The sequence below is a fragment of the Streptomyces sp. NPDC002868 genome, from assembly GCF_055563295.1.
Window position 1 is genome coordinate 731149 of record NZ_JBVHDR010000003.1, and the last position, 19233, is coordinate 750381.

Genomic DNA, 19233 nt, shown 5'->3' on the forward strand with positions numbered 1-19233 from the left:
CCCTGTCTCGTTGCTCGTTTCCACGTGAGTCCCGTCTCAGCGCGGGGCGGCCTGGCCGCCGGGGTGCTCGCGCAGAAAGCCCAGCGCGAGTTCGCCCAGTCGGCCGCCCAACTTGAAGAGTGAGATGTGATCGCCGGTGGGCTCGACGCTGAGCGTCGCGTTGGGCAGCCGCCGGGCCACCTCGGCCGATCCGAGCGGATTGGCCGTGCTGTCGTCCTCGCTGGTGACCACCAGCGTGGGGTGGTCGACGCCGACCAGCAGCGGGTTGACGTCGATGTCGGTGATCGCGCCGTTCAACCGGCAGTAGCGGTAGAAGAGTTCGGCGGTGGCGAACGGGTAGAGCACCAGGTGGGCCAGGTCCGGCGGGGTGCCGCCGAGCATGGTGCCGAGGAACACCGCGTGCACGGCGGCGGCGGTGTCGCGGTCCTCTGCGGCCATGGCCATCAGCGCCTGGATGTTCCGATGGTGGTCCAACTTCGGTGAGTCCGGGCCGAGTTCGTACGCGCCGTGCCAGAGGCTGAGCGAGTGGATCCGCTCCGGGCTGCGGCGGGCCGCGGCGAGCGCGATCACGCTGCCGCCACAGAACCCCAGCAGGTGGGCGGTGTGGATGCCGAGGTGGTCCATGACCGCGAAGACGTCCTCGGCCTGCGCCTCCGTGTCCCATGCGAGTGCGTCGAAGTCGGGTTCGTCGGCGAAAAGGCCGCGGGTCTCCCAGGTGACGACCCGGTATTCGCCGCCGAGCAATTCCAGCCAGCCGCGGCACAGTTCGGCTGGCATTCCGCAGGCGGAGGCGATCAGGACCGCGGGCGCGGCCGGGTCGCCGGCCGTGTAGACGGGTATACGGGCGCCGTCGGGGGCGACGGCGTCGGCGGCGGTGCGGAACCTGTCGAAGGAGGCGGCGGCCACCCGGTCGGCGATCCCGGTGATCTCGGCCGGGTCCTTCGGGAGGTCGTCCAGCTCGGGCCGGCCGAGGGCCGGCCCGAGCCGTTCGCCGATGATCTGTTCGAAGACGCCGCTCTCACCGTCCGGGGCGGCCGGCCCGAGGGCCAGCGGGACGCCGAGCCGCTCGGCCAGCGCGACCAGCAGCTGGGCGCGCGGGTCGGCGGGAGCGGCCACCCGGGCGGGCGGGTCGAGGCGCAGGGCCAGCACCCGCAAGCCGTGCACCGCCTCGGCGAGTGCGGCCGCGGCGGCCCGGGCCTGGTGCTCGGTCATCGGCTCGAACGCCTTCCGGTCGATGTCGGTCGGTGTCAGCGGGTGGTGAACGGGTGGCCGAGGGTGGTCCGCGTAACCATCCGGTTGTGGTCGTACCGGTTCTCGCCGCCGACCAGGACGGCGCCGTAGCGCTCCAGCGAGACGGTGCCGCCGTACTCCTCGATCTGCTCGGTGTCGGGGTAGACCCGCACCGAGGTCGGCACGTACCGGCCGGCGAAGCCCAGGCGCATCTCGTCGGTCTTGCCGCTGTGCGGCCAGGAGGCGTGCATCAGGGTCGACCAGAACATGATCGCCTCGCCCGGGCGCATCACCATCGACACCGCCTGCGACTCGTCGGGCTTGAAGTCGGGGTCGACCTGCAGCTCGCGGTAGTCGTAGCCGAAGAAGCCACGGCGGATGCCGCCCTTGTCCACCTGGTTGATGGAGTCCGGGGTGTAGTGCATCTTCTTGGTCTCGTCGTAGTTCATCCGGGTGTGGGTGCCGGGGATGAACTGCAGGCAGCCGTTGTCCTCGTTCGCCTCGGTGAACGCCGTCCACACGGTGATGGTGCCGCCGAAGTCCTTGTGCTCGTCGGGCCACAGGATCTGCGGCTCGCCGGAGGCGTTGGCGAAGGTGTCGGCCTGGTGCCAGTCGGTGCCCTCGTCGCCCGGGTACTTCGGGAAGAACTCGCTGCGCCAGCACAGCACGTCGGGCCCGAGCACGCCGGCCACCCGGCCGACGATCTCCGGCCGGCAGATGTGGTCCGCGAGGAACTGCGAGTCCAGGTGCCGGTCGTAGTTGGAGATGTTGGTGTTGCCGGACTGCGCCGCCTCGTCCTGGTAGACCGCGTTGCTGCGGTCCATCAGCCTCAGCCGCTCGACCCGCCAGCGGCGCTGCATCTCCTCGATCTCGTACACCTTGAACGGGCCGAAGTAGCCGCGCTCGTGGAAGCTCGCACGCTCCTCGGGCGTCAGCGTGAAACCGCCGGTCACCTCGGGCACGGTGGTGCTCCTCTCTTCATTCACTTCGGGTCCTGCGCGTCCACGCAGGCGGACAGGTGGCGGACGGTCGCCGCGTCGAGTTCCGCGCCGGTCAGCGACAGCTTCCAGCGCCGGTTGACGGAGGCGATCACCCGCATGAACGCCAGCGAGGTGGCGCCGTGCTCGAACAGGTCGTCGTCGAGGCCGATGCCCGGCCGGGCCAGCACCTCGGTGACGATCGCGTCGACCTGCTGCTGCGTGGGCGTCAGTTCCGCGCCGCCGCCCGCCGGGCCGGCCGGGGCCTGCCGGTGCCGCAGGGTGGGCAGGGCCGAGCGGTCGACCTTGCCCTGCGCGGTGGTCGGCACCTCGGTGATCAGCCGGTACGCGGAGGGCCGCATGTGCTCGGGCAGCGTGTTCGCGGCCCGGGCGGACACCTCGGCGACCAGCCGGCCGAGCGCCTCGTCGTCGATCTCGGCGTCGGGCGGCGGCACCAGGTAGGCCGTCAGGCGGACGTCGCCCTCGCCGTGGTCCTGCGGGACGACGATCGCCGAGGCCAGCCGCGGGTCGTCGGCGAGCAGCGCCTCGATCTCGCCGGGCTCGATCCGGAAACCGCGGATCTTGATCTGGTCGTCGGCCCGGCCGACGTACAGGTACTCGCCGTCGGCGGTGCGCACCGCGCGGTCGCCCGAGCGGTACAGGCGCACCGCGTCCGCGCCGGTGCCGACGGTGCGGAAGCGCTCGGCGGTCAGCTCGGGGCGGCGGTGGTAGCCGCGGGCCACGCCGGTACCGCCGACGTACAGCTCACCGGGGGTGCCGTCGGCGACCGGGCTGCCGTCCTCGTCGAGCAGGTGCAAGGTGACCTCGGGCAGCGGGCGGCCGATCGGGCTGACACCGGGCTCGTCGAGGTCGGCCCGGGTGATCGCACGGGCCGTCACATGGACCGTGGTCTCGGTGATGCCGTACATGTTGACCAGGGCGGGCCGGTCGTCGCCGTAGCGGGCGAACCAGGGCTCCAGCAGCTTCACGTCCAGGCGCTCGCCGCCGAACACCACCAGGCGCAGCGCGGGCAGCGTCGCGGTGGAGGCGCCCACCAGGCGGCGGAAGGCGGACGGGGTCTGGTTGAGCACCGTGACGCCCTCGTCCGCGAGCAGCTTGTGGAGCAGCTCCGGGGAGCGGACGGTCTCGGTGCCGGCCACCACCAGGCGGCCGCCGTGCAGCAGCGCGCCCCACAGCTCCCAGACCGAGAAGTCGAAGCTGATCGAGTGGAACAGCGTCCACACGTCGTCAGCGCGGTAGCCGACCAGCTCGGCGGTCTGCTCGAACAGCCGGGTCACGTTGCGGTGTTCGACCAGCACGCCCTTCGGAACGCCGGTCGACCCGGAGGTGTAGATGACGTACGCGAGGTCGCTCTCCCGGGACTCCTCGACCGCGGCGGGCGCGGTCGGCGCGGCCGGCACCTCGGTGTCGCGGTCGAGCCAGACCACCGGGGCCGCGCAGTCCGTGAGGCGCTCGGCGACCCGGGACACCGAGACCACCGCGGAGACCTGGCTGTCGTCGAGCAGGAAGGCGACCCGGTCGGCAGGGTAGGCCGGGTCGACGGGCACGTACGCGGCCCCCGCCTTGAGAATGCCGAGCAGGCCGACCACCAGGTCGGCACTGCGGTCGACGCACAGGCCGATCAGCCGGTCGGGGCCGGCGCCGCCCGCCCGCAGCCGGGCGGCCACCGCGTCGGCCTCGGCGTTCAGCTCGCGATAGGTGAGGGCGCGGTCCGCCCCGCTCACCGCCACGCGGTCCGGCGTCCTGGCGGCCTGGACTTCGAAGAGTTGGTGCAGCGTCTTGCCGGAAACCATGGCGGATCTCCCATCCGGTACGGGTTCGCGGGGCGGGCGGCCGAAAGCCCGCGGGGACGGTCAGTCCTGGGCGGCGGCGATCTTGGTGGCGTACATGCCCCAGTGCTGCGGGGTCAGGGCCAGGTCCTGCAAGCTGCTCTGGACGAACATCCGCTCCCAGCCACCGCCGCCCTTCTCCGCCGGGATCCACTGCTTGGTGAACACCTCGCGCGCGGCCGGCATGGTGCGCGCCCGAAGGCCCATCAGGTTGTAGTAGGAGGTCAGCTTCCGCAGGTGGATGAACCAGTGGATCCGGTCGGACAGGCCGAACGCCTCCTCGTAGAGGAAGATGGTCGCCTCGCCGCCCAGCGAGGCGTTCCAGCTCTCGGTCAGCGCGCGGGCGAACTCCCGTCCCTCGGCCCGGAACTCGTACTTCAGCTCGCCGGTGCGGTGCATGATGATGCCGGAGTTCGCGGAGTGCAGCAGCTCATCGGGCTTTTGCGAGGTCTGATGCTCCGCGGTCGGCACCACGAAGCGGTCCACGCCACCGTCGTCGACCACCGAGGACAGCTCGGTGTCGGCCGTGCCGTACATCCCGAAGCTCTGCGGGATCAGCACCGTCTCCTTCAGGCCGCCGTCCAGGAACATCCGGTCCCAGGAACCTCCGCCGCGCTCCTCCGGGATGCGGTTGCGGAACATCACCTCGCGCCAGCCCTCGTCCTGGGAACCCATCCTGACGAGGGTCTCGTACGCCTCCAGGGAGCGCATGTGCAGAAGCCAGTGCAGGGTGTCCTTGGTCCCGAAGGTCTCCTCGTAGACGAAGGTGGTCGCCACGCCGACGTATTGGGTGTTCAGGTACTCGGACAGGTCACGGGCGAACTGCCTGCCCTCCGAGCGGAATTCGGCCCGCAGCTGCCCGACGCGCTCGACCACGACACCGGCGTTCGCCGAGTGCAGGATATCCGTGACCGGAAGGGACGTCTGCTGCTGCGCGACCGGGGTGGAGAATTCGGAATCGGCCTTCTCGGTCATGAAAAAACTCCTTGGCGAATGGTTCGAATTTCTTCTTCCCGCAGCACAATTAGGTCATTTCTCCGGAGAACTGCGCAGCTCACTATTGAGCAGGCCGGGCAATTTATCGGCCCAGTGAGGAGAAACGGTCTCGGAGGACCTGGGCCGCGCCGGCCATCAATGCCTCGGCGACGGCGTCGACATGGCGGTTGCGCCAGTCGGCGAGCGCGGTCCCGGCGGCGAAGCGGTTGAACGCACCGATCGCCGGGCCGGTGTGAATCTGGTAGTTGACGCGCTCGGCCGGGTCGCCGCGCATCGCCATCCGGGTGCTGTGCACGAAGTACCAGCGGAACACCAGCGCCATCCGGTGCTTGGGGTCCTGCTCGGCCCGCTCGACCTCCTGCGGACGGCCGACCCGCAGGTAGTACTCGCGGGTCTCCTTCCAGACCTGCTCGAGGTCGCGGCGGAACCAGCCCTCCTCGATCGTCCGCCGCAGCTTGGCGTCGATCGACTCCAGGCCGTCGTACTGCCGGTACACCTGGTACAGCTTGTTGGCGCGTGCCGCGAACAGCGTGCCGCGCCACAGCACCTGCACCCGCGCCCCGATCTCGAACATGTCACCGGCCGGCGCGTACCCGGTGTCCTGAACGTCGGCCTGCGCCAGCAGGTCCTTCACCGTGTCGGACGTCCCGGCCTGCGGGGTGCACTGGTTGACCGAGCCGGTGACCACGAAGTCCGCGCCCAGCACGAACGCCGCCGCCAGGCCCTCCGGCGCGCCGAGGCCGCCCGCCGCGCCGATCCGGATGCCGTCGGGGTAGCCGCGCTCGGCCACGATCCGGTCCCGCAGGCCCGTCATCGCGGGCATCAGGGTGTACGCCACCGCGGCGTCGGTGTGCCCGCCCGAGTCAGCCTCCGCGCACACCTCCCCCGCCAGCGGCAGCGCGCGGCCCGCCTCGGCCTCCGCGGCGCTCAGCAGCCCGTCGGCGAGCAGCGACCGCACCAGCGCCTCCGGCGCGGGCTCCATGAACGCCGTCGCCACCTCCGGCCGGGACACCTTGGCCAGCAGCCGGTTCGGCGCCACGGCCCGGCCCGCGCCGTCCCGGTGCGCCCGGCTCAGCCGGTACAGCACCAGAGCCCGGGTCGGCCGGGTGAACCCCGACGCCTCGACGAACCGCACCCCGTGCCGCAGGAACAGCCGCACGGTGGACTCCTCCAGCTCCGGGTCGTGCAGCGCGTGCAGCAGGTTCATCCCGAAGCTGCCGTCCGGGCCCAGCTCGCCGCGGAGCGTGGCGATCGCCGCCTCGATCCGCTCGGTGCGCAGTCCGCCGGTCCCGAAGTACCCGAGCAGCCCCGCCCGCGCCATCCTGGCCACCAGTTCGGTGGAGGCGATGCCCTTGTACATCGACCCGGCCAGGTACGCGTAGCGCACCCCGTAGTCGGCCCGGAACGCCGCCGAGCCCAGCCGCTCCGGGGTCAGTGTGGTCATACCGTCAGCGGAACGCTCGGACACAGGAGTTGCCGAGCCCGCGGCCGAGCCGACCCGGGACGGGGAAGGCGCCAGGACGGCGGCCGGGGCCGAAGCGGGCGCGGCAGGTGCCGCCCGCCCGGCAGCGGATGCCCCGTCAGCAGCCTCTCCGACCTCTGCGGGTCCCGAGGCGCTGCCCGCGGCGGCCTGCGGTTCCGGCGCCGGCCCGTTCGCCGCGTCGTCCCACAGCCCCGTCAGCACCCGACCCGGGCCCTGTTCGGCGACCCGGTGGACGCCCTGCGCCAGCAAATGGCGCATGCTCTCGGACCAGCGGACCGCGCTGTGCACCTGGGCGGCCAGCAGCCGGCCGACCTCGCCGGGGCGGTAGGGCCGGGCGGTGACGTTGGCGATCACCGGGATACGGGGGTCGCGCAACTCGAAGCCGTCCAGGAAGGCGGCGAACTCGCGGGCGGCGTCGGCCATGTGACGGGAGTGGAAGGCGGCGCTGACCCGCAGCGGGACGCAGCGGCCCGCGCCCGCGGCGGTGACGGCCCCGGCGGCGCGGCGCAGCGACTCGGCGGGGCCGGAGAGCACCACCTGTTCGGCGGAGTTGAGGTTGGCCAGGTCGACGTCGTCGACGCCGGCCTCGGCGAGCAGGTCGGCGATCCGGGCGACGCCGGGGCCGACCACGGCGGTCATCGCGCCGCCGGTGGCCCGGCCCATCAGTTCGCCGCGGCGGGCCACCAGGGCGAGTCCGGTTTCGAAGTCGAAGGCGTCGGCGGCGAGCAGCGCGTTGTACTCGCCGAGGCTGTGCCCGGCGAGGTAGTCGGGGGCGGGCTCGCGGGCCGCGTACGCGCGCCGGGTCAGCTCGTTGACGACGAACAGCGCGGGCTGCAGGTAGCGGGTGTCGGTGAGCCGCCCGCCGGAGTCGTCGAGGCAGAGTTCGCGCACCGAGAAGCCGAGGATCCGGTCGGCTGCGGCCATCGCCTCCGGGTAGCGGTCGAACAGGTCACGACCCATGCCGCGGCGCTGCGCGCCCTGGCCGGGAAAGAGCCATGCGGTCCGCTGCATCACGAGCCGCCCTCCCACGGGAAGCGCTGCCGTTCGGCGAAGTCGGCGATCCGGCGGCCGACGCCGTCGGAGGACATCAGCCGGGCGAACTCGTCGATCGCGGTGCGCTCGACCTCCGGCGTGATGATCCACATCTTGGCGAAGTATCGCTTCAGGTCGCCGACCGTGGCGCCCTCCACCTTCATGACCCGGTAGGCGAGTTTGCGCAGCGCCGGCTGGAGCGGGTCGACCAGCTGGTCGACCAGGCCGGACAGCAGTGCCTGATCGGCCGTCACCGGCAGGGTGCTCAGGCTCATCGCATACGCCTTCTGGAAGCCGGTGCGCCGGATCAGGAACGGGGCGACGCTGCACGGCAGCAGGCCCCACAGCGCCTCGGGCAGGCTGAACGTGGTGCGGGGCGTGGCGAGCACGAAGTCGCTGGCGGCGACCAGGCCGACGCCGCCGCCGGCCACCCGGCCGTCGACGGTGGCGACCACCACCCGGGGGGTGAGGGTGAGGCGTTTCAACAGGCCGAGGAACTCGGCGCCGCCCTGCGCCGCCCGCTCCCGGTCGGGGCGGCCCTCGGCGGCCGCCCCGAGCAGGTCCATGCCGGTGCAGAACACGCCGTCGCCGCCGGTCAGCACCACCACCCGGCAGTCCAGGTCGGCCTCGGCCGTGTCGAGCGCCGCGTGCAGTTCCCGGATCATGGCGGTGTCGATGCTGTTCTGCGCGTCCGGGCGGTCGAGGGCGACGGTGAGGACGCCCGGCACTCCGGAGAGTCGAATCGTGCGGTGCCCCGTGCTCAGGTCCATCTGCTCAGCTCCATCGATAGCGCCGGTGGAAGTTCTCGATCCGGTCCAGCACCAGCAGTTCCCTGCCGTGCAGCGCCGGGTCGTAGACGTCCACGTACCGCGACACGTCGAGGACCGCGTCCTGCACGCCGGGGGCCCCCTCGGCGGTGTGCTTCGCCAGCCGGTCGTGGTCGGCGACGGCGAGCCGATGCCGGGCGTCCAGGCGCTCGGCGGTCCGGTACTGGGCGAGCACGGCGGGCGCCCCGGTGCCGACCACGCCGCTGTAGAACTCCGAGGCGCAGCCCGACCCGTAGGAGAACAGGCCGACCCGGCGCGGCTCGCGGAAGTCGCCGTGCTCGATCAGCGAGAGCAGGGCGAGGAACAGGCCGGCCGCGTAGGTGTTGCCGATCCGGGCCGGGTTGACCAGCGAGGCGGCCATCCGGGTCCGGAAGTCGGCCTCGATGGCGTCCGGGGACATCCGCTTGACCCGGCGCATCAGGTGCCGATGGGCGCCCTTGACCATCCCGCCGAACGGGGTGTGGAAGGCCAGGTGGTCGAAGGAATCGACGATGTCGGCCCCTGCGACCGTCTCTCGGTAGTCGGCGAAGGAGCGCTCCAGGCACTCCAGGTAGGCCAGCAGCGAGAGGTCGGAGTCGCCGGCCGCCAGGTCGGGGCGCGGGCGGCAGGTGTCCATCACCTCGTAGCTGTAGAGGCCGGCCGCGCCGGGGTCGAGGTCGAGGACCTCGGGTTCCGGGCCGAGCAGCAGGGCAGCCGCGCCGGCGCCGTGGGACGGCTCCCAGTACGGCATGCCGACCACCGAGCCACCCGCGTCGGCGGCGATCACCAGCGCACGGGCCCGCGGGCGGGGGCTGCCCGCCAGCAGGCCGAGCGCGGTGCGCAGTGCCGCGGTGCCGCCGTAACAGGCGTGCTTGACCTCGAAGGAGCGGCAGCGCCTGCCGAGGCCGAGGTAGTGGTGCACGTAGGTGCTGATCGGTTTGCCGAAGTCCAGGCCGGACTCGGTGCCGACGATCACCGCCTCGATGCTGTCGCGCTGCTCCCCGGTGAGCCGGTCGAGGATCGGCTTGGCCGCGTTCACGGCGTTGGTGACCGGGTCCTCGCACGGCAGGTTGACCGACTTCTGCACCATCATCAGGTTGTCGAAGCGGCCCAGGTCCAGTCCGCGTGCGTGGAACAGCTCCCTGACGTCCAGGGCGGCCCGCCCGACATAGGCGTTGGCCGCCTCAACTCCGACGGCCATGCAGCGGCGCCCAGAGGGTGTCGGTCATCGTGCCGTCGAGCACCGTGCGGTGCCAGCCGCCGCCGCCCTTGCTGTCGGCGACGACCTGGGAGGCCATCAGGCGGCGCAGCTCCGGGTCGCTCTCCTGAAGGGCCATCAGCTCGTGGTAGGCATCGGGGGAGGCGAGGTGGATCAGCAGGTGCAGGCGGTCCTGCTGGCCCCACATCTCCTCGTAGAGGAAGGCGGTGGCTCGGCCGACCATCGCCACGGAGACGTATCCGGCCCAGTCGAACCAGAACTTCCGGGCCTCCTCGCGCAGCGCGTACCGGACCTGGAGACGGCGGTGCACGGTGAGCGGGGTGTTCACGGAGTGCAGCAACTGCTCGGGAGCGAGCCGGGACTGGTAGCGGGCCGGCGGCTGGAAGGTGTCCAGCGGGTGGTCGTCGTCCTCGTCGTGGTGGCTCAGGCCGTGCTGCGGGCAGATGATCGTCTCGGTCATCGAGCCCTCGACGAACATCCGCTCCCAGTTGCCGCCGCCCTTGGTGGGCAGCCGGTCGTCGGCGGACACCTCGGCCCACTTCTGCGAGTGGTCGACCATGTCGAGCATCCGTCGGTAGTCGCTGGGTTCCTTCAGGTGCAGCAGCCAGTGCAGCCGGCTCTGCGTCCCGAACAGCTCCTCGAAGGCGAAAATCGAGACGTAGCCGACCTGGGCGTTGTTGATCAGGTCGACCAGGTCCGCGGAGAAGGACATGCCTTCCTCGCGGAACTCGTTCTTCAGCTGCCCGACCCGGTGGATCAGGAATCCCGCGTCGGCAGAATTCAGCAGTTTGTCCAACGGCACCGTGGTCTGGTGGAACGCCGGCCTGATCCTGGGTTGCGTGCTGGAATTCACTGCGGCCGTCACGTTGTCCGCCTCCTTTTCCACGGAAATTAATCCATGTCTCCTACAACACAACCGGATCACATTAAGAGCGCGCAGCGGATTCTTGCTGCTCAATTCTGCGCAGGGTCGGCCGGCACCGAGGCGCGGTCCGACCAGGCGGCGAGTTCGACGGCCCGCAGGTGCTCCTCGGAGCGGTGCTCGACCTTCGCCATGGTCCAGCGCAGGGCGGGCGCGGCCATCATCGAGGTGAGCACGGCGACCATCACGACGATCGAGTACATCGCCGGGCTGAGCACACCGAGCCGCAGGCCGATGGTCGCCACCACCACCTCGACCGCGCCACGGGCGTTCAGCCCGGCGCCCAGCGCCAAGCCCTCCCAGTGCGTCAGGCGGCCGAACCGGGCGCCCAGGTAGGCACCGGCGAACTTGCCGCCGACAGCGAGCAGCAGCACCACCGCGGCGGCGGCCAGCGTCCGGGGGTCGCCCAGCACCGTCAGGTCCATCTTCAGGCCCGCCCCGGCCAGGAAGATCGGGGCGAACACCGAGAGCGTGACGGTCCGCAGCGAGGCCAGCCGCACCGCGGTCTCCCGGGACGGCGAGCTGAGCAGGCAGCCGACCGCGAACGCACCGAGCGCCGACTCCAGGCCCAGCGACTGGCTGCCGGCCGCGGCGGCCAGGATCGCCACCACGGTGATCGCGATCACCGGCCCGGAGCCCTCGGCCTTCTCGGCCCGCCCCAGCGCCCCGCGCAGCAGCGGTCGGGCGGCGATCACCACGGCCAGGAACAGCAGCAGGCGCCCGACGCTGGAGACGATGTGACCGGCCGTCAGAACGCCCACCGTCATCGTGGAGACCAGCGACAGCAGTATCCAGGCGACCACGTCCCCGCCGGCCGCCGCGGCCAGCGTCAACTGGCCGACGTCGCGGTGCAGCATGCCCAGGTCGGTCAGTGTCTTGGCGATCACCGGGATCGCGCTGACGCCCATCACCACGCCGATCAGCAGCGCGAACGAGGAGCGGTCGGCGTGCGGGCCGAGCAGCCGGCCGGGCAGCAGCAGGCCGGTGGCGACGCCCAGGCCGAGCGGCAGCAACAGCGCCGCGGTGCTGATCGAGACCACGGTACGGGGGCGGCGGCGCAGCATCCGCAGGTCCAAGTGCGCGCTGGACACCCCGATGAACAGCAGTACGCCGAATATGCTGACCGCGTCCAGCAGTTGGGTCTGCGACGGGTCGGCCGGCCACATCCAGGCGAACGCCGCCGGCGAGAGGTGTCCGAGCACCGTCGGACCGAGCAGCACACCACTGAGCAGTTCGCCCACCACGCCCGGCAGGCCCACCCGGCGGGCCAGTTGGCCCATGCTGGAGCCGACAAGTAGCAGGGCCGCCAATTGCATCAGGAACAGCAGGGTCTGATGCTCGCTCATGTTCGATCTTCTCCCGTGGGGCCGGTCTTCCAGAGCCCCAAGGGTTGGCATCGCGACGAATGCCCAGCTACTCAGAATTGAGCATCGACCTGCAGCCGGCCCTCGATGTAGTCGCCGAGCCGCTGGACGTCGACGGCCAGCGAGCCCTGCACCATGCCGACCAGCCCAGTCTCCCGGAAGCGCTTGAGGAACAGCCCGACCCGGGAGCGGGTGGTGCCGACCATCTCGGCGAGCTCCACCTGGGTGATCCGGGGCGGGATCACCACCAGTCGGCCGCGGCGCTTGCCTATCTGCTGGGAGAGCAGCAGTAGTCGGGCCGCCAGGCGGCGCTCGCACTCCAACGTCACCATGTCGACGATGATCTTCTGCTGTTCGATCACCCGCTCACCGAGGTGCCGCACGTACTCCGGCAGCAGCCCCTCCTCGGCGAGCACCGAGAGGAACCGGTCGCACGGGATCTGACGCAGCGTCGCCGGTTCCAGCGCGACCGCGGTGTCGGAGCGCTCGCTTCCGAGCAGCCCCAGTTCGCCCAGGACGTCGCCCGCCCCGGAGATGGAGAGCAGACATCGCTTGCCGCTCCCGGTGATCATCAGCGTTTTGACCTGACCGGTCTCGATCACGTATATGTGCCGGTCCTGGCCGCCGTCCATGTACACGTGTCCCAGCCGGGGCACCGTCAGGGTCGGGGTGTCGTGCAGCCGCGTGGCGCACAGCGCGCGCAGCTTGGTGCGGAAGCGGGCCGAGTCGGTGTCGGCCGGCTCGGCGGCACGCCGCACGGGGACCGCGGTGGTGGTCGAACGGGTTCTGTGGTGCTCCAGTGTTGCCCTCATCTTCAACCTCGAATCGCCTAGAAAACGGCACAGACGCGTCGTCCCGCCCGGGCAGCCCGGCCCGGCGGACGCGTCGGAATGGTGTCTGAGATCGCCACGATGTACGGATAAGCGAGGTGCGGGGGGCAAGCATAGGAAAAGATCCGGCCAACACCAATGCCCTCGCCACCAATTGGACGCAGGCATGCCGAACCGGCCGTGGCGGCACCCCGCCGACTTCACACGATGCTCAATCCAGCGCAGAAATGCCCGGTTCAGCCGGTCTAGGTTCGGGGGCGCTCGGGCGTACCCGCCGGAACGAGCCGACCTGCCAAGGAACGGAGATGCCCCGTGAATGACCGGTCATCACAGCCCGGCGCACCGTCCGGTTCCGAGGACCCGAAGGTCCTGCCGACCGGACCGCGGGTCGACCCCTACGCGCTGTACTCCGACATGCGTGCCGAGGGCGTCGTCCACACCATCCGCGAACCCAACGGCCTCCACCGCCGGCTCGTGCTGCGCTACGCCGAGGCCCGCGACGTCATGAACGACTCCCGCTTCGCCAAGGACCCGGGCCTGGCCTGGGACCAGCTGCGCGACGCCGGCTACGTCAAGGGCGAGCGTGACAACCGCGCCGACTACCTCTACCACCTGGTCAACACCGACCCACCGGACCACACCCGGCTGCGCAAGCTGATCAGCAAGGCGTTCACCAACCGCCGGATGGAGGCGATGCGCCCGCGCGTGCGGGAGATCGCCGAGCAGCTGCTCGACGGCCTCGCCGGGCAGCAGACCGTCGACCTGATCGAGAGCTACGCGCACCCGCTGGCCACCACTGTCATCTGCGAGATCCTCGGCGTGCCGAACGCCGACCGGGAGAACTTCCGGATCTGGGCCACCGCCATGCTCACCGCCCCGGACGCGGTGGTCGACGGCGCGCTCACCCCGCAGGAGGGCTACGCGGCGATGCAGTCCTTCTTCACCGAGCTGCTGGCCCGCCGCCGCGAGGAACTCAAGGACCTCGCGGAGACCGACGTGGACACCAGCGACCAGCAGCCCGATGTGATCACCGGCTTGATCGTCGCCCGCGACGAGGGCAACCGGCTCACCGAGATCGAGGTGGTCTCCACCGCGATGCTGCTGCTCAGCGCCGGCCAGGAACCGACCGTCAACCTGATCGCCAACGGCACCCTGACGCTGTTCGACAACCCGGAGCAGTTCGCCCTGCTGCGGGCCAAGCCCGACCTGGTCACCTCGGCCGTGGAGGAGTTCCTCCGCTACGACCCGCCGGTGGAGCTGTCCACCATGCGGGTCTCCACCGAGGACGTCGAGGTGGCCGGCACCATGATCCCGGCCGGCAGCGTGGTCACCGTCTCCATCGCCTCGACCAGCCGCGACGAGCGGCAGTTCGAGAACCCCGACCAGCTGGACATCACCCGCACCGACAACCCGCACCTGGCTTTCGGCTTCGGCCTGCACCACTGCCTCGGCGCCCCGCTCGCCCGGATCGAGGGTCAGGAGGCGATCGCGGCACTGGTCGACCGCTACCCGAACATCTCGCTCTCCGGCACCCGGGACGACCTGCGCTGGCGCCCCACCCGGATCATGCGCGGCCTGGTCGAGCTGCAGGTCGAGTTGGGCCCGCGGGCCTGACCCGCACCGGATGGCAGAGCGAGGGCTCCGGCCCGGCACGCGCGAGGCCCATGTATGGACCGCGCGCGTGCCCGACTCGGACCGCGACGCCGCGGTCCGGGCGGGGCTGGCGCTGCTCGCGCCCGCCGAGCACGACCGGCTGGCCCGCTTCCGCTTCGCCCGGGACCGCGCCCAGTACGCGGTGGGGCACGCCCTGCTGCGCTCGGCGCTGACCCGGTGTCACCCCGAAATCCCGCCGCAGCAATGGGAGTTCCGCACCACCTGGCACGGCCGTCCGGAACTCGCCGGCCGCACCGCGGAGACCGGGCTGAGGTTCAACCTCTCCCACACCCCCGGCGCGGCCGTCTGCGTGGTGACCCGCGGGACCGACTGCGGCATCGACGTCGAGGAGAGCGCTCCGCACCGCACCCGCCGACTGCCCGGAGTACTCGCCCCCGCCGAGGCCGCCGCGCTCGCCAGGCTGCCCACCAGCGGGCAGGCCGACGCCCTCCTTCGGTACTGGACCCTGAAGGAGGCCTACACCAAGGCCCTCGGCCTCGGCCTCGCCCACCCATTCAGCCGCTGCGACTTCGGCGCGCTGCCCGACACCGGGACGATCACGATGGCCGCCGACGCCACGGGCCAGTGGCAGTTTCACCAGTGGCGGCCGGGCTCCGGCCACATCGCCGCGCTCGCCCTGCGCCGCGGCGCGGGCGCCGCCGGGCTGGTGGTGGTCCACCACGGCGACGCCCCTGCCGGCTCCACTCAGACCTTCGCCACGTAGCGCGCCAGCCGGGTCTCGTGCACCGTCAGTTGGGCCGAACCGCTGTGCACCAGCAGCCCGTCGTCGGAGAACCGCTTCAGGAAGAACCCCACCCGGGAACGCGTGGTCCCCACCATTTCCGAGAGTTCCTCGTGCGTTATCCGCCGTTCCATTCTCAGCTCGGGCCCCTGCCGCCGGCCGACCTTCCGAGCGAGATCGAGAAGTGTCACCGCGAGCCGCTGCTCGCAGTTCATGGTCACCATATTGGCGATCAACCGCTGCTGCTCGGACAGCTGTTCGATCAAGTGCAGGGCGAACTCCTCAGCGTTCTCCGGATCCTGCAGAACCGCCGCCACATGCGCCGCCGACAATTTCCGCAGGACACTCCGCTTCATCGCCGTCGCGGTCTCCGCACGCATTCCCTGAAGAATTCCCAGCTCACCGAAGAACTCCCCCTCCACACATATGGAGAGCAGACATCGCTTACCATCCAGAGAGCCCGAAACAATCTTGACCTGACCCTCCTCGACCAGGTACAGACTGTTGTCTGACTGCCCGCTGGAATACACGTTCTCGCCGCGCACCAGCCGCACCGCCGGGGCCGACCTCCCACTCCCCACCATTCTGTCCCGCAGAGTCTCCCATAACGACATGGACGTGGAGACGAACATATACTCCCCCTTGCATACGATTGCCTCGCACATTAATCAAGCCGGGTTTCGGTCAACAATGAAGTCGAAAACCCGTTCTACAGTTGCCCTCTGCGCCCTGGCCAAAAACCTCGCCGCAGGCCTCCGGCCACCCGCCCGACCCGGCCCGATCACCGGCCGAAAGAGGAGCAGCCGGCAGCCACTGCCGCCCGGCACGCTGTCGACCTCGGCCCGGGCGGCACCCCGACCGGGGAGGACGACCCCGCAGGGTCAACGCCCGGGGGATCGCTGCTGCGCGACATGGGCCTGACGCCCCGCCGACCCGGGCGCGCCCTTCTGCTTGCCCTTACCGCGGCCGCCCGGCTCGGCCCGGCGCTCCTTACCCGGCGGCACCTCCCGGGGGCATCGCCCTTCGAGGAGTGGGAGCTGTTGCGCGAGTGCAGATGCTGAAGCTTCGCCAGCTCCCGGGCCTGCCGCTCGAACTAGTCCATCCAGTCGGCGAGTTGCGTGGCCATGGCCGCGATCTGCGCATCCCGAAGGGCGATCACCACCCCCGGCTCACTGAGCCGGACGGCTTGACCACGGGCGAGCACGACCCGCTCGTCACGCGTCATCGACTCCAGCCCGGGCAAGGCAAGCGAGGTCCCAGGCCATCCCGATGAGCGCTGTGGGCTGGACCTGGGTGCTGCCGCCTGCACTGCGCCGGCGGGGGCCTCGGTGTCCGGAACACGGATCGGGCAGGGGCGTTCCTCGCCGGGGTACGGGTTATGCCTTGGCCTCCGGTACCGGGTGCACGGTCATCGGGACTGCGCTGGCCCTCATGATGCCCTTGCACACCTCCCGGACCGGGGGGCCGGGTACCGGCCGGAGTTCGAAGCGGGGCAGCACGGTGGCCAGCACGAAGGCCATCGTCAAGTTGGCCATCGATTCTCCGGCGCACAGGCGGGTACCCGCGCCGAAGGGCATGAACAGCTCGCGGCGGGGCAGCTGGGGGTGCCCTGGTGACCACCGGTCGGGGTTGAAGGTAGTGGGATCGGAGTACACGGCCGGGTCGCGGTGCAGGGCGGTGATGCTGATCAGCAGTTCGGCCTCGGCGGGGAATGCGAAGCCGCCGACCTGTACGGGTCGGGTGGTGCGCCGCATGTCCATCCAGCCGGGGCTGCGTAGCCGCAGGGTCTCGTTGATGACCTGGCGGGTGTATACCAGCCGGTTCAGGTCGCGCATGGTGATGTCCCGCCCCTCCAGCACCTGGGCGAACTCCTCGCGCAGCCGCTGGGCGGCCGTGGGGTGCTGGGCGATTTCGTGGAGGGCCCAGCCCAGGGCGTGTCCGGAGCTGTCGCCGCCGGCGATCAGCATGGACAGCACCTCATCGCGCAATTCGCCCGGGCTCATGGGTTGGCCGTCCACGTCCCGGGCGGCGACCATGCTGGACAGGATGTCGCCGTGGTCCTGGGGGTCGGTCAGGTACCGGTTGATGATCGATGTCAGCGCCGCTTCGAGCCGGTCCCGCGCCCGGATGAAGCGCCGGTTGGCCGGGGTGGGCAGCTTGTCCACCAGGTCACTGGGGACCACACTACGGATGCCGACGCCGGCTATGAAGTCGGCGATGGTGTCCCGGACGGTGTCGGCGTCGCCGGCCACCTTGTCCGAGGAGAACAGCGCGGTGTTGATCAGCGCGTTGGCCAGGGTGTCCATCTCCTGGGCCATGTCCAGGACGGTACCGGGCTGCCAGGTGTCGACCTGCGCTTTGATGCCGGCCAGCAGCGCGCCCACGTCGTACCCGGGGTTGTCGTGGGTGAACGCCTGCTGGACCATCCGGCGCTGGCGCAGGTGGAAGGCGCCGTCGGAGCTGCCGAGTCCGTTGCCGACCAGTGGGCGCACCTTGCTGAAGAACCGCCCCCGGGCGAAGGTGTCACCGCCGTCGCCGAGTATTTCGCGGGCCATGGCGTGTTCGTTGATGAGGAAGGTGGGAGTGCGGCCCATGCGCAGCCGCAGCACGGGTGCCTCGGCACGGACCCGCTCGAAGAAGGCCAGCCTCCGGACCGCCACGGCCGGCCTGTGCCCGGCAAGCAGAACGCTGCCTGACGCGACTGGCACAGAACTGACAACCTGATCCCCCGACATAAGCTCGCTCCCGTCGTCTTTTCCCACTGGAACAGGAGGTACTCACCCAACGCCTCGCCTCAACTGGCGGGTCGTCCAAGTGCGTTGCGATGCTAGCCCGGGCCGGTGGCCGCCCGGCGCTCAGAATTGAGCAGTGGCACCGGAATCCGGCGACTGCGCCCGCAGGTCCAGCCGGACCGGGTGCCGATCGACGCCGAGGGCGCCGACGCCCTGACCTACGCCCGGTGGCAGCGCCGGGCCACCCTGTAGAACTCAGCCAGGCGGGCGAGGTCCGGACAGTCGAGGGTGACTCCGTAAAAGCTAGTCAGTGAGCGTTTTCAGCGTTGACGCTCCAGGGTGAGGACGGCAGCGGCGATGACCGTCATGCGGTTAGGGCTGCAGCGGGCTCTGCGGAAGACGCGCCAGGACTTCAGTCTCGCGACGCTTCGTTCGACCGGTGCTCGTGCCGCTGACAGGGCCCGGTTGATGGTCCGCTGGGTCGCGGTGAGGTCCTGGTGGGGAAGACGTCTGATCGGCGTGGTCACCCAGGAGCCGCCCCCGATGTAGGCGCGGTCGGCGAGGACGGGCACGCCCTGGCGTTCGCAGATTCGGATGATGCGGTGGGTGCGGGCCGCGGTCAGGTCATGGGTGCGGCCGGGCAGTGCGGGCAAGATCCACAGCAGCTTGCCCGCAGGGTCGGCAACGACCTGCACGTTCACGCCGTGGCGGCGGTGCTTCTGGGAGAAGTCGGCCCGGCTGTCACCCACCCGGTCGCACTCGGCGAGAGTTCCGTCGAGCAGGACGTGATCGGGATCCGTTTCCCGCAGGACCCGCAGCAGCCCGGGCGCCCGGCGGGACAGATAGCCGACGACGGCGGTGACGTAGGCGTGGGCAGTGCCGACGGATATACCGAAACCGGCGGCGATCTGCGCGAGCGTGTCGTGCCGGCGAAGGTAGACCAGGCCGACGAGAGCACGCTGGTGAGGCGGGAGCTTGCAGCGGCGGTCACCCTCACGGGTGACGATGAGCATGGTTACCCACTCGACCAGGGCGTGCGGGAGGTCGAGTGCGGCAGGATAGGGAACCAACGAGGCTCCTGCGCTGATGAGTTGAGACTTCGAACACCTCTCTCAACGGCACAGGAGCCTCGTGCGTTGCGGGAGGCCACCCCGTCACCCGACCGGTGGCCACTCTGAAAACGCTCAGTGCCGTCATTCTTGCCTGTCATCGATTAACCTCGATCTTTCGTGACGGCTTGCCGCTTCATCTGGTGGGCCGTTTCGGCTTGTTGGATGGGGTGCGGGCAAGCCAGTGGCCCGGCTGTCGCGTCGGGTGGGCGCCGGGTTCCACGGCTCCGGCGTGCGGTTTCTGGTCGTAGGGGTGGGTTGTCGCTGCTGGTCAGCCGGGGTTCGGGA

At 70.6% G+C, this 19233-nt stretch carries 17 protein-coding genes; 3 read left to right on the top strand and 14 right to left on the bottom strand.

The window, feature by feature from the left end:
• Nucleotides 1-36 precede the first annotated feature (36 nt).
• From ACZ3H8_RS13875 to ACZ3H8_RS13920, 10 genes are all read right to left on the bottom strand, one after another.
• Nucleotides 37-1212 carry an alpha/beta fold hydrolase gene (locus ACZ3H8_RS13875; RefSeq protein ID WP_467401221.1) on the bottom strand — a complete coding sequence of 392 codons (1176 nt, stop codon included), beginning with the start codon at nucleotides 1210-1212 and terminating at the stop codon, nucleotides 37-39.
• Between the two features lie 35 nt (nucleotides 1213-1247).
• Entirely contained in the window at nucleotides 1248-2192 is a 945-nt protein-coding gene (locus tag ACZ3H8_RS13880) for a chlorinating enzyme (RefSeq protein WP_355902819.1), read from the bottom strand.
• 20 nt (nucleotides 2193-2212) lie between these two features.
• Nucleotides 2213-4021, bottom strand: coding sequence for an amino acid adenylation domain-containing protein (locus ACZ3H8_RS13885; protein ID WP_467401225.1), 1809 nt, complete (start codon nucleotides 4019-4021; stop codon nucleotides 2213-2215).
• A gap of 60 nt (nucleotides 4022-4081) precedes the next feature.
• Complete coding sequence (locus tag ACZ3H8_RS13890) at nucleotides 4082-5032, bottom strand: DUF6039 family protein (protein ID WP_467401226.1); 951 nt, start codon at nucleotides 5030-5032, stop codon at nucleotides 4082-4084.
• Between the two features lie 103 nt (nucleotides 5033-5135).
• Entirely contained in the window at nucleotides 5136-7547 is a 2412-nt protein-coding gene (gene fabD / locus ACZ3H8_RS13895; RefSeq protein ID WP_467401229.1) for an ACP S-malonyltransferase, read from the bottom strand.
• Nucleotides 7547-8338: an enoyl-CoA hydratase-related protein gene (locus ACZ3H8_RS13900; RefSeq protein WP_467401231.1), complete on the bottom strand. Its 792-nt coding sequence runs from the start codon at nucleotides 8336-8338 to the stop codon at nucleotides 7547-7549. The genes fabD and ACZ3H8_RS13900 overlap by 1 nt, the downstream gene beginning before the upstream one ends.
• A gap of 4 nt (nucleotides 8339-8342) precedes the next feature.
• Nucleotides 8343-9575 (bottom strand): hydroxymethylglutaryl-CoA synthase family protein, encoded by a 1233-nt coding sequence (locus tag ACZ3H8_RS13905; RefSeq protein ID WP_467401233.1) that lies wholly within the window; start codon nucleotides 9573-9575, stop codon nucleotides 8343-8345.
• A complete protein-coding gene (locus ACZ3H8_RS13910) occupies nucleotides 9559-10458 on the bottom strand; it encodes a DUF6039 family protein (protein ID WP_467401236.1) in 900 nt (299 codons plus the stop codon). Before ACZ3H8_RS13910 ends, ACZ3H8_RS13905 begins: the two co-directional genes overlap by 17 nt.
• A gap of 89 nt (nucleotides 10459-10547) precedes the next feature.
• Nucleotides 10548-11861 carry a cation:proton antiporter gene (locus ACZ3H8_RS13915; protein WP_467401238.1) on the bottom strand — a complete coding sequence of 438 codons (1314 nt, stop codon included), beginning with the start codon at nucleotides 11859-11861 and terminating at the stop codon, nucleotides 10548-10550.
• 71 nt (nucleotides 11862-11932) lie between these two features.
• Nucleotides 11933-12691 (bottom strand): Crp/Fnr family transcriptional regulator, encoded by a 759-nt coding sequence (locus ACZ3H8_RS13920; RefSeq protein WP_467401240.1) that lies wholly within the window; start codon nucleotides 12689-12691, stop codon nucleotides 11933-11935.
• Nucleotides 12692-13021: 330 nt separating this feature from the next.
• Here ACZ3H8_RS13920 and ACZ3H8_RS13925 point away from each other — a divergent pair, with 330 nt between their 5' ends.
• Both ACZ3H8_RS13925 and ACZ3H8_RS13930 read left to right on the top strand, forming a co-directional pair.
• The gene (locus tag ACZ3H8_RS13925; RefSeq protein WP_467401243.1) at nucleotides 13022-14323 is read left to right on the top strand and encodes a cytochrome P450 family protein; all 1302 of its coding nucleotides are present in this window, start codon (nucleotides 13022-13024) and stop codon (nucleotides 14321-14323) included.
• Nucleotides 14324-14390: 67 nt separating this feature from the next.
• Nucleotides 14391-15086 (top strand): 4'-phosphopantetheinyl transferase family protein, encoded by a 696-nt coding sequence (locus ACZ3H8_RS13930; protein WP_467401244.1) that lies wholly within the window; start codon nucleotides 14391-14393, stop codon nucleotides 15084-15086.
• On the opposite strand, the gene ACZ3H8_RS13935 is transcribed toward ACZ3H8_RS13930, so the two are convergent.
• The 3 genes from ACZ3H8_RS13935 to ACZ3H8_RS13945 all read right to left on the bottom strand — a co-directional run bounded on the left by ACZ3H8_RS13935 (nucleotide 15068) and on the right by ACZ3H8_RS13945 (nucleotide 17764).
• On the bottom strand, nucleotides 15068-15658 hold the full coding sequence (locus tag ACZ3H8_RS13935) for a Crp/Fnr family transcriptional regulator (protein ID WP_467401246.1): 591 nt from the start codon (nucleotides 15656-15658) through the stop codon (nucleotides 15068-15070). The genes ACZ3H8_RS13930 and ACZ3H8_RS13935 overlap by 19 nt on opposite strands.
• Before the next feature lie 539 nt (nucleotides 15659-16197).
• The gene (locus tag ACZ3H8_RS13940) at nucleotides 16198-16329 is read right to left on the bottom strand and encodes a hypothetical protein (RefSeq protein WP_467401249.1); all 132 of its coding nucleotides are present in this window, start codon (nucleotides 16327-16329) and stop codon (nucleotides 16198-16200) included.
• Nucleotides 16330-16480: 151 nt separating this feature from the next.
• Nucleotides 16481-17764, bottom strand: a complete 1284-nt coding sequence (locus ACZ3H8_RS13945) for a cytochrome P450 (protein ID WP_467401250.1) — start codon at nucleotides 17762-17764, stop codon at nucleotides 16481-16483.
• Nucleotides 17765-17965: 201 nt separating this feature from the next.
• Between ACZ3H8_RS13945 and ACZ3H8_RS13950 the strand changes: the two genes are divergently transcribed.
• On the top strand, nucleotides 17966-18088 hold the full coding sequence (locus tag ACZ3H8_RS13950) for a hypothetical protein (protein ID WP_467401252.1): 123 nt from the start codon (nucleotides 17966-17968) through the stop codon (nucleotides 18086-18088).
• A 68-nt stretch (nucleotides 18089-18156) separates the two neighbouring features.
• On the opposite strand, the gene ACZ3H8_RS13955 is transcribed toward ACZ3H8_RS13950, so the two are convergent.
• Entirely contained in the window at nucleotides 18157-18906 is a 750-nt protein-coding gene (locus ACZ3H8_RS13955) for a transposase (protein ID WP_467401254.1), read from the bottom strand.
• Nucleotides 18907-19233: the final 327 nt, after the last annotated feature.

Bases quoted from the DNA above. Each gene is read 5' to 3' on its own strand.
- ACZ3H8_RS13920 (WP_467401240.1), bottom strand. From the start codon at position 12,691: ATGAGGGCAACACTGGAGCACCACAGAACCCGTTCGACCACCACCGCG.
- ACZ3H8_RS13890 (WP_467401226.1), bottom strand. From the start codon at position 5,032: ATGACCGAGAAGGCCGATTCCGAATTCTCCACCCCGGTCGCGCAGCAG.
- ACZ3H8_RS13905 (WP_467401233.1), bottom strand. From the start codon at position 9,575: ATGGCCGTCGGAGTTGAGGCGGCCAACGCCTATGTCGGGCGGGCCGCC.
- ACZ3H8_RS13875 (WP_467401221.1), bottom strand. From the start codon at position 1,212: ATGACCGAGCACCAGGCCCGGGCCGCCGCGGCCGCACTCGCCGAGGCG.
- ACZ3H8_RS13885 (WP_467401225.1), bottom strand. From the start codon at position 4,021: ATGGTTTCCGGCAAGACGCTGCACCAACTCTTCGAAGTCCAGGCCGCC.
- fabD (WP_467401229.1), bottom strand. From the start codon at position 7,547: ATGCAGCGGACCGCATGGCTCTTTCCCGGCCAGGGCGCGCAGCGCCGC.
- ACZ3H8_RS13915 (WP_467401238.1), bottom strand. From the start codon at position 11,861: ATGAGCGAGCATCAGACCCTGCTGTTCCTGATGCAATTGGCGGCCCTG.
- ACZ3H8_RS13940 (WP_467401249.1), bottom strand. From the start codon at position 16,329: ATGACGCGTGACGAGCGGGTCGTGCTCGCCCGTGGTCAAGCCGTCCGG.
- ACZ3H8_RS13900 (WP_467401231.1), bottom strand. From the start codon at position 8,338: ATGGACCTGAGCACGGGGCACCGCACGATTCGACTCTCCGGAGTGCCG.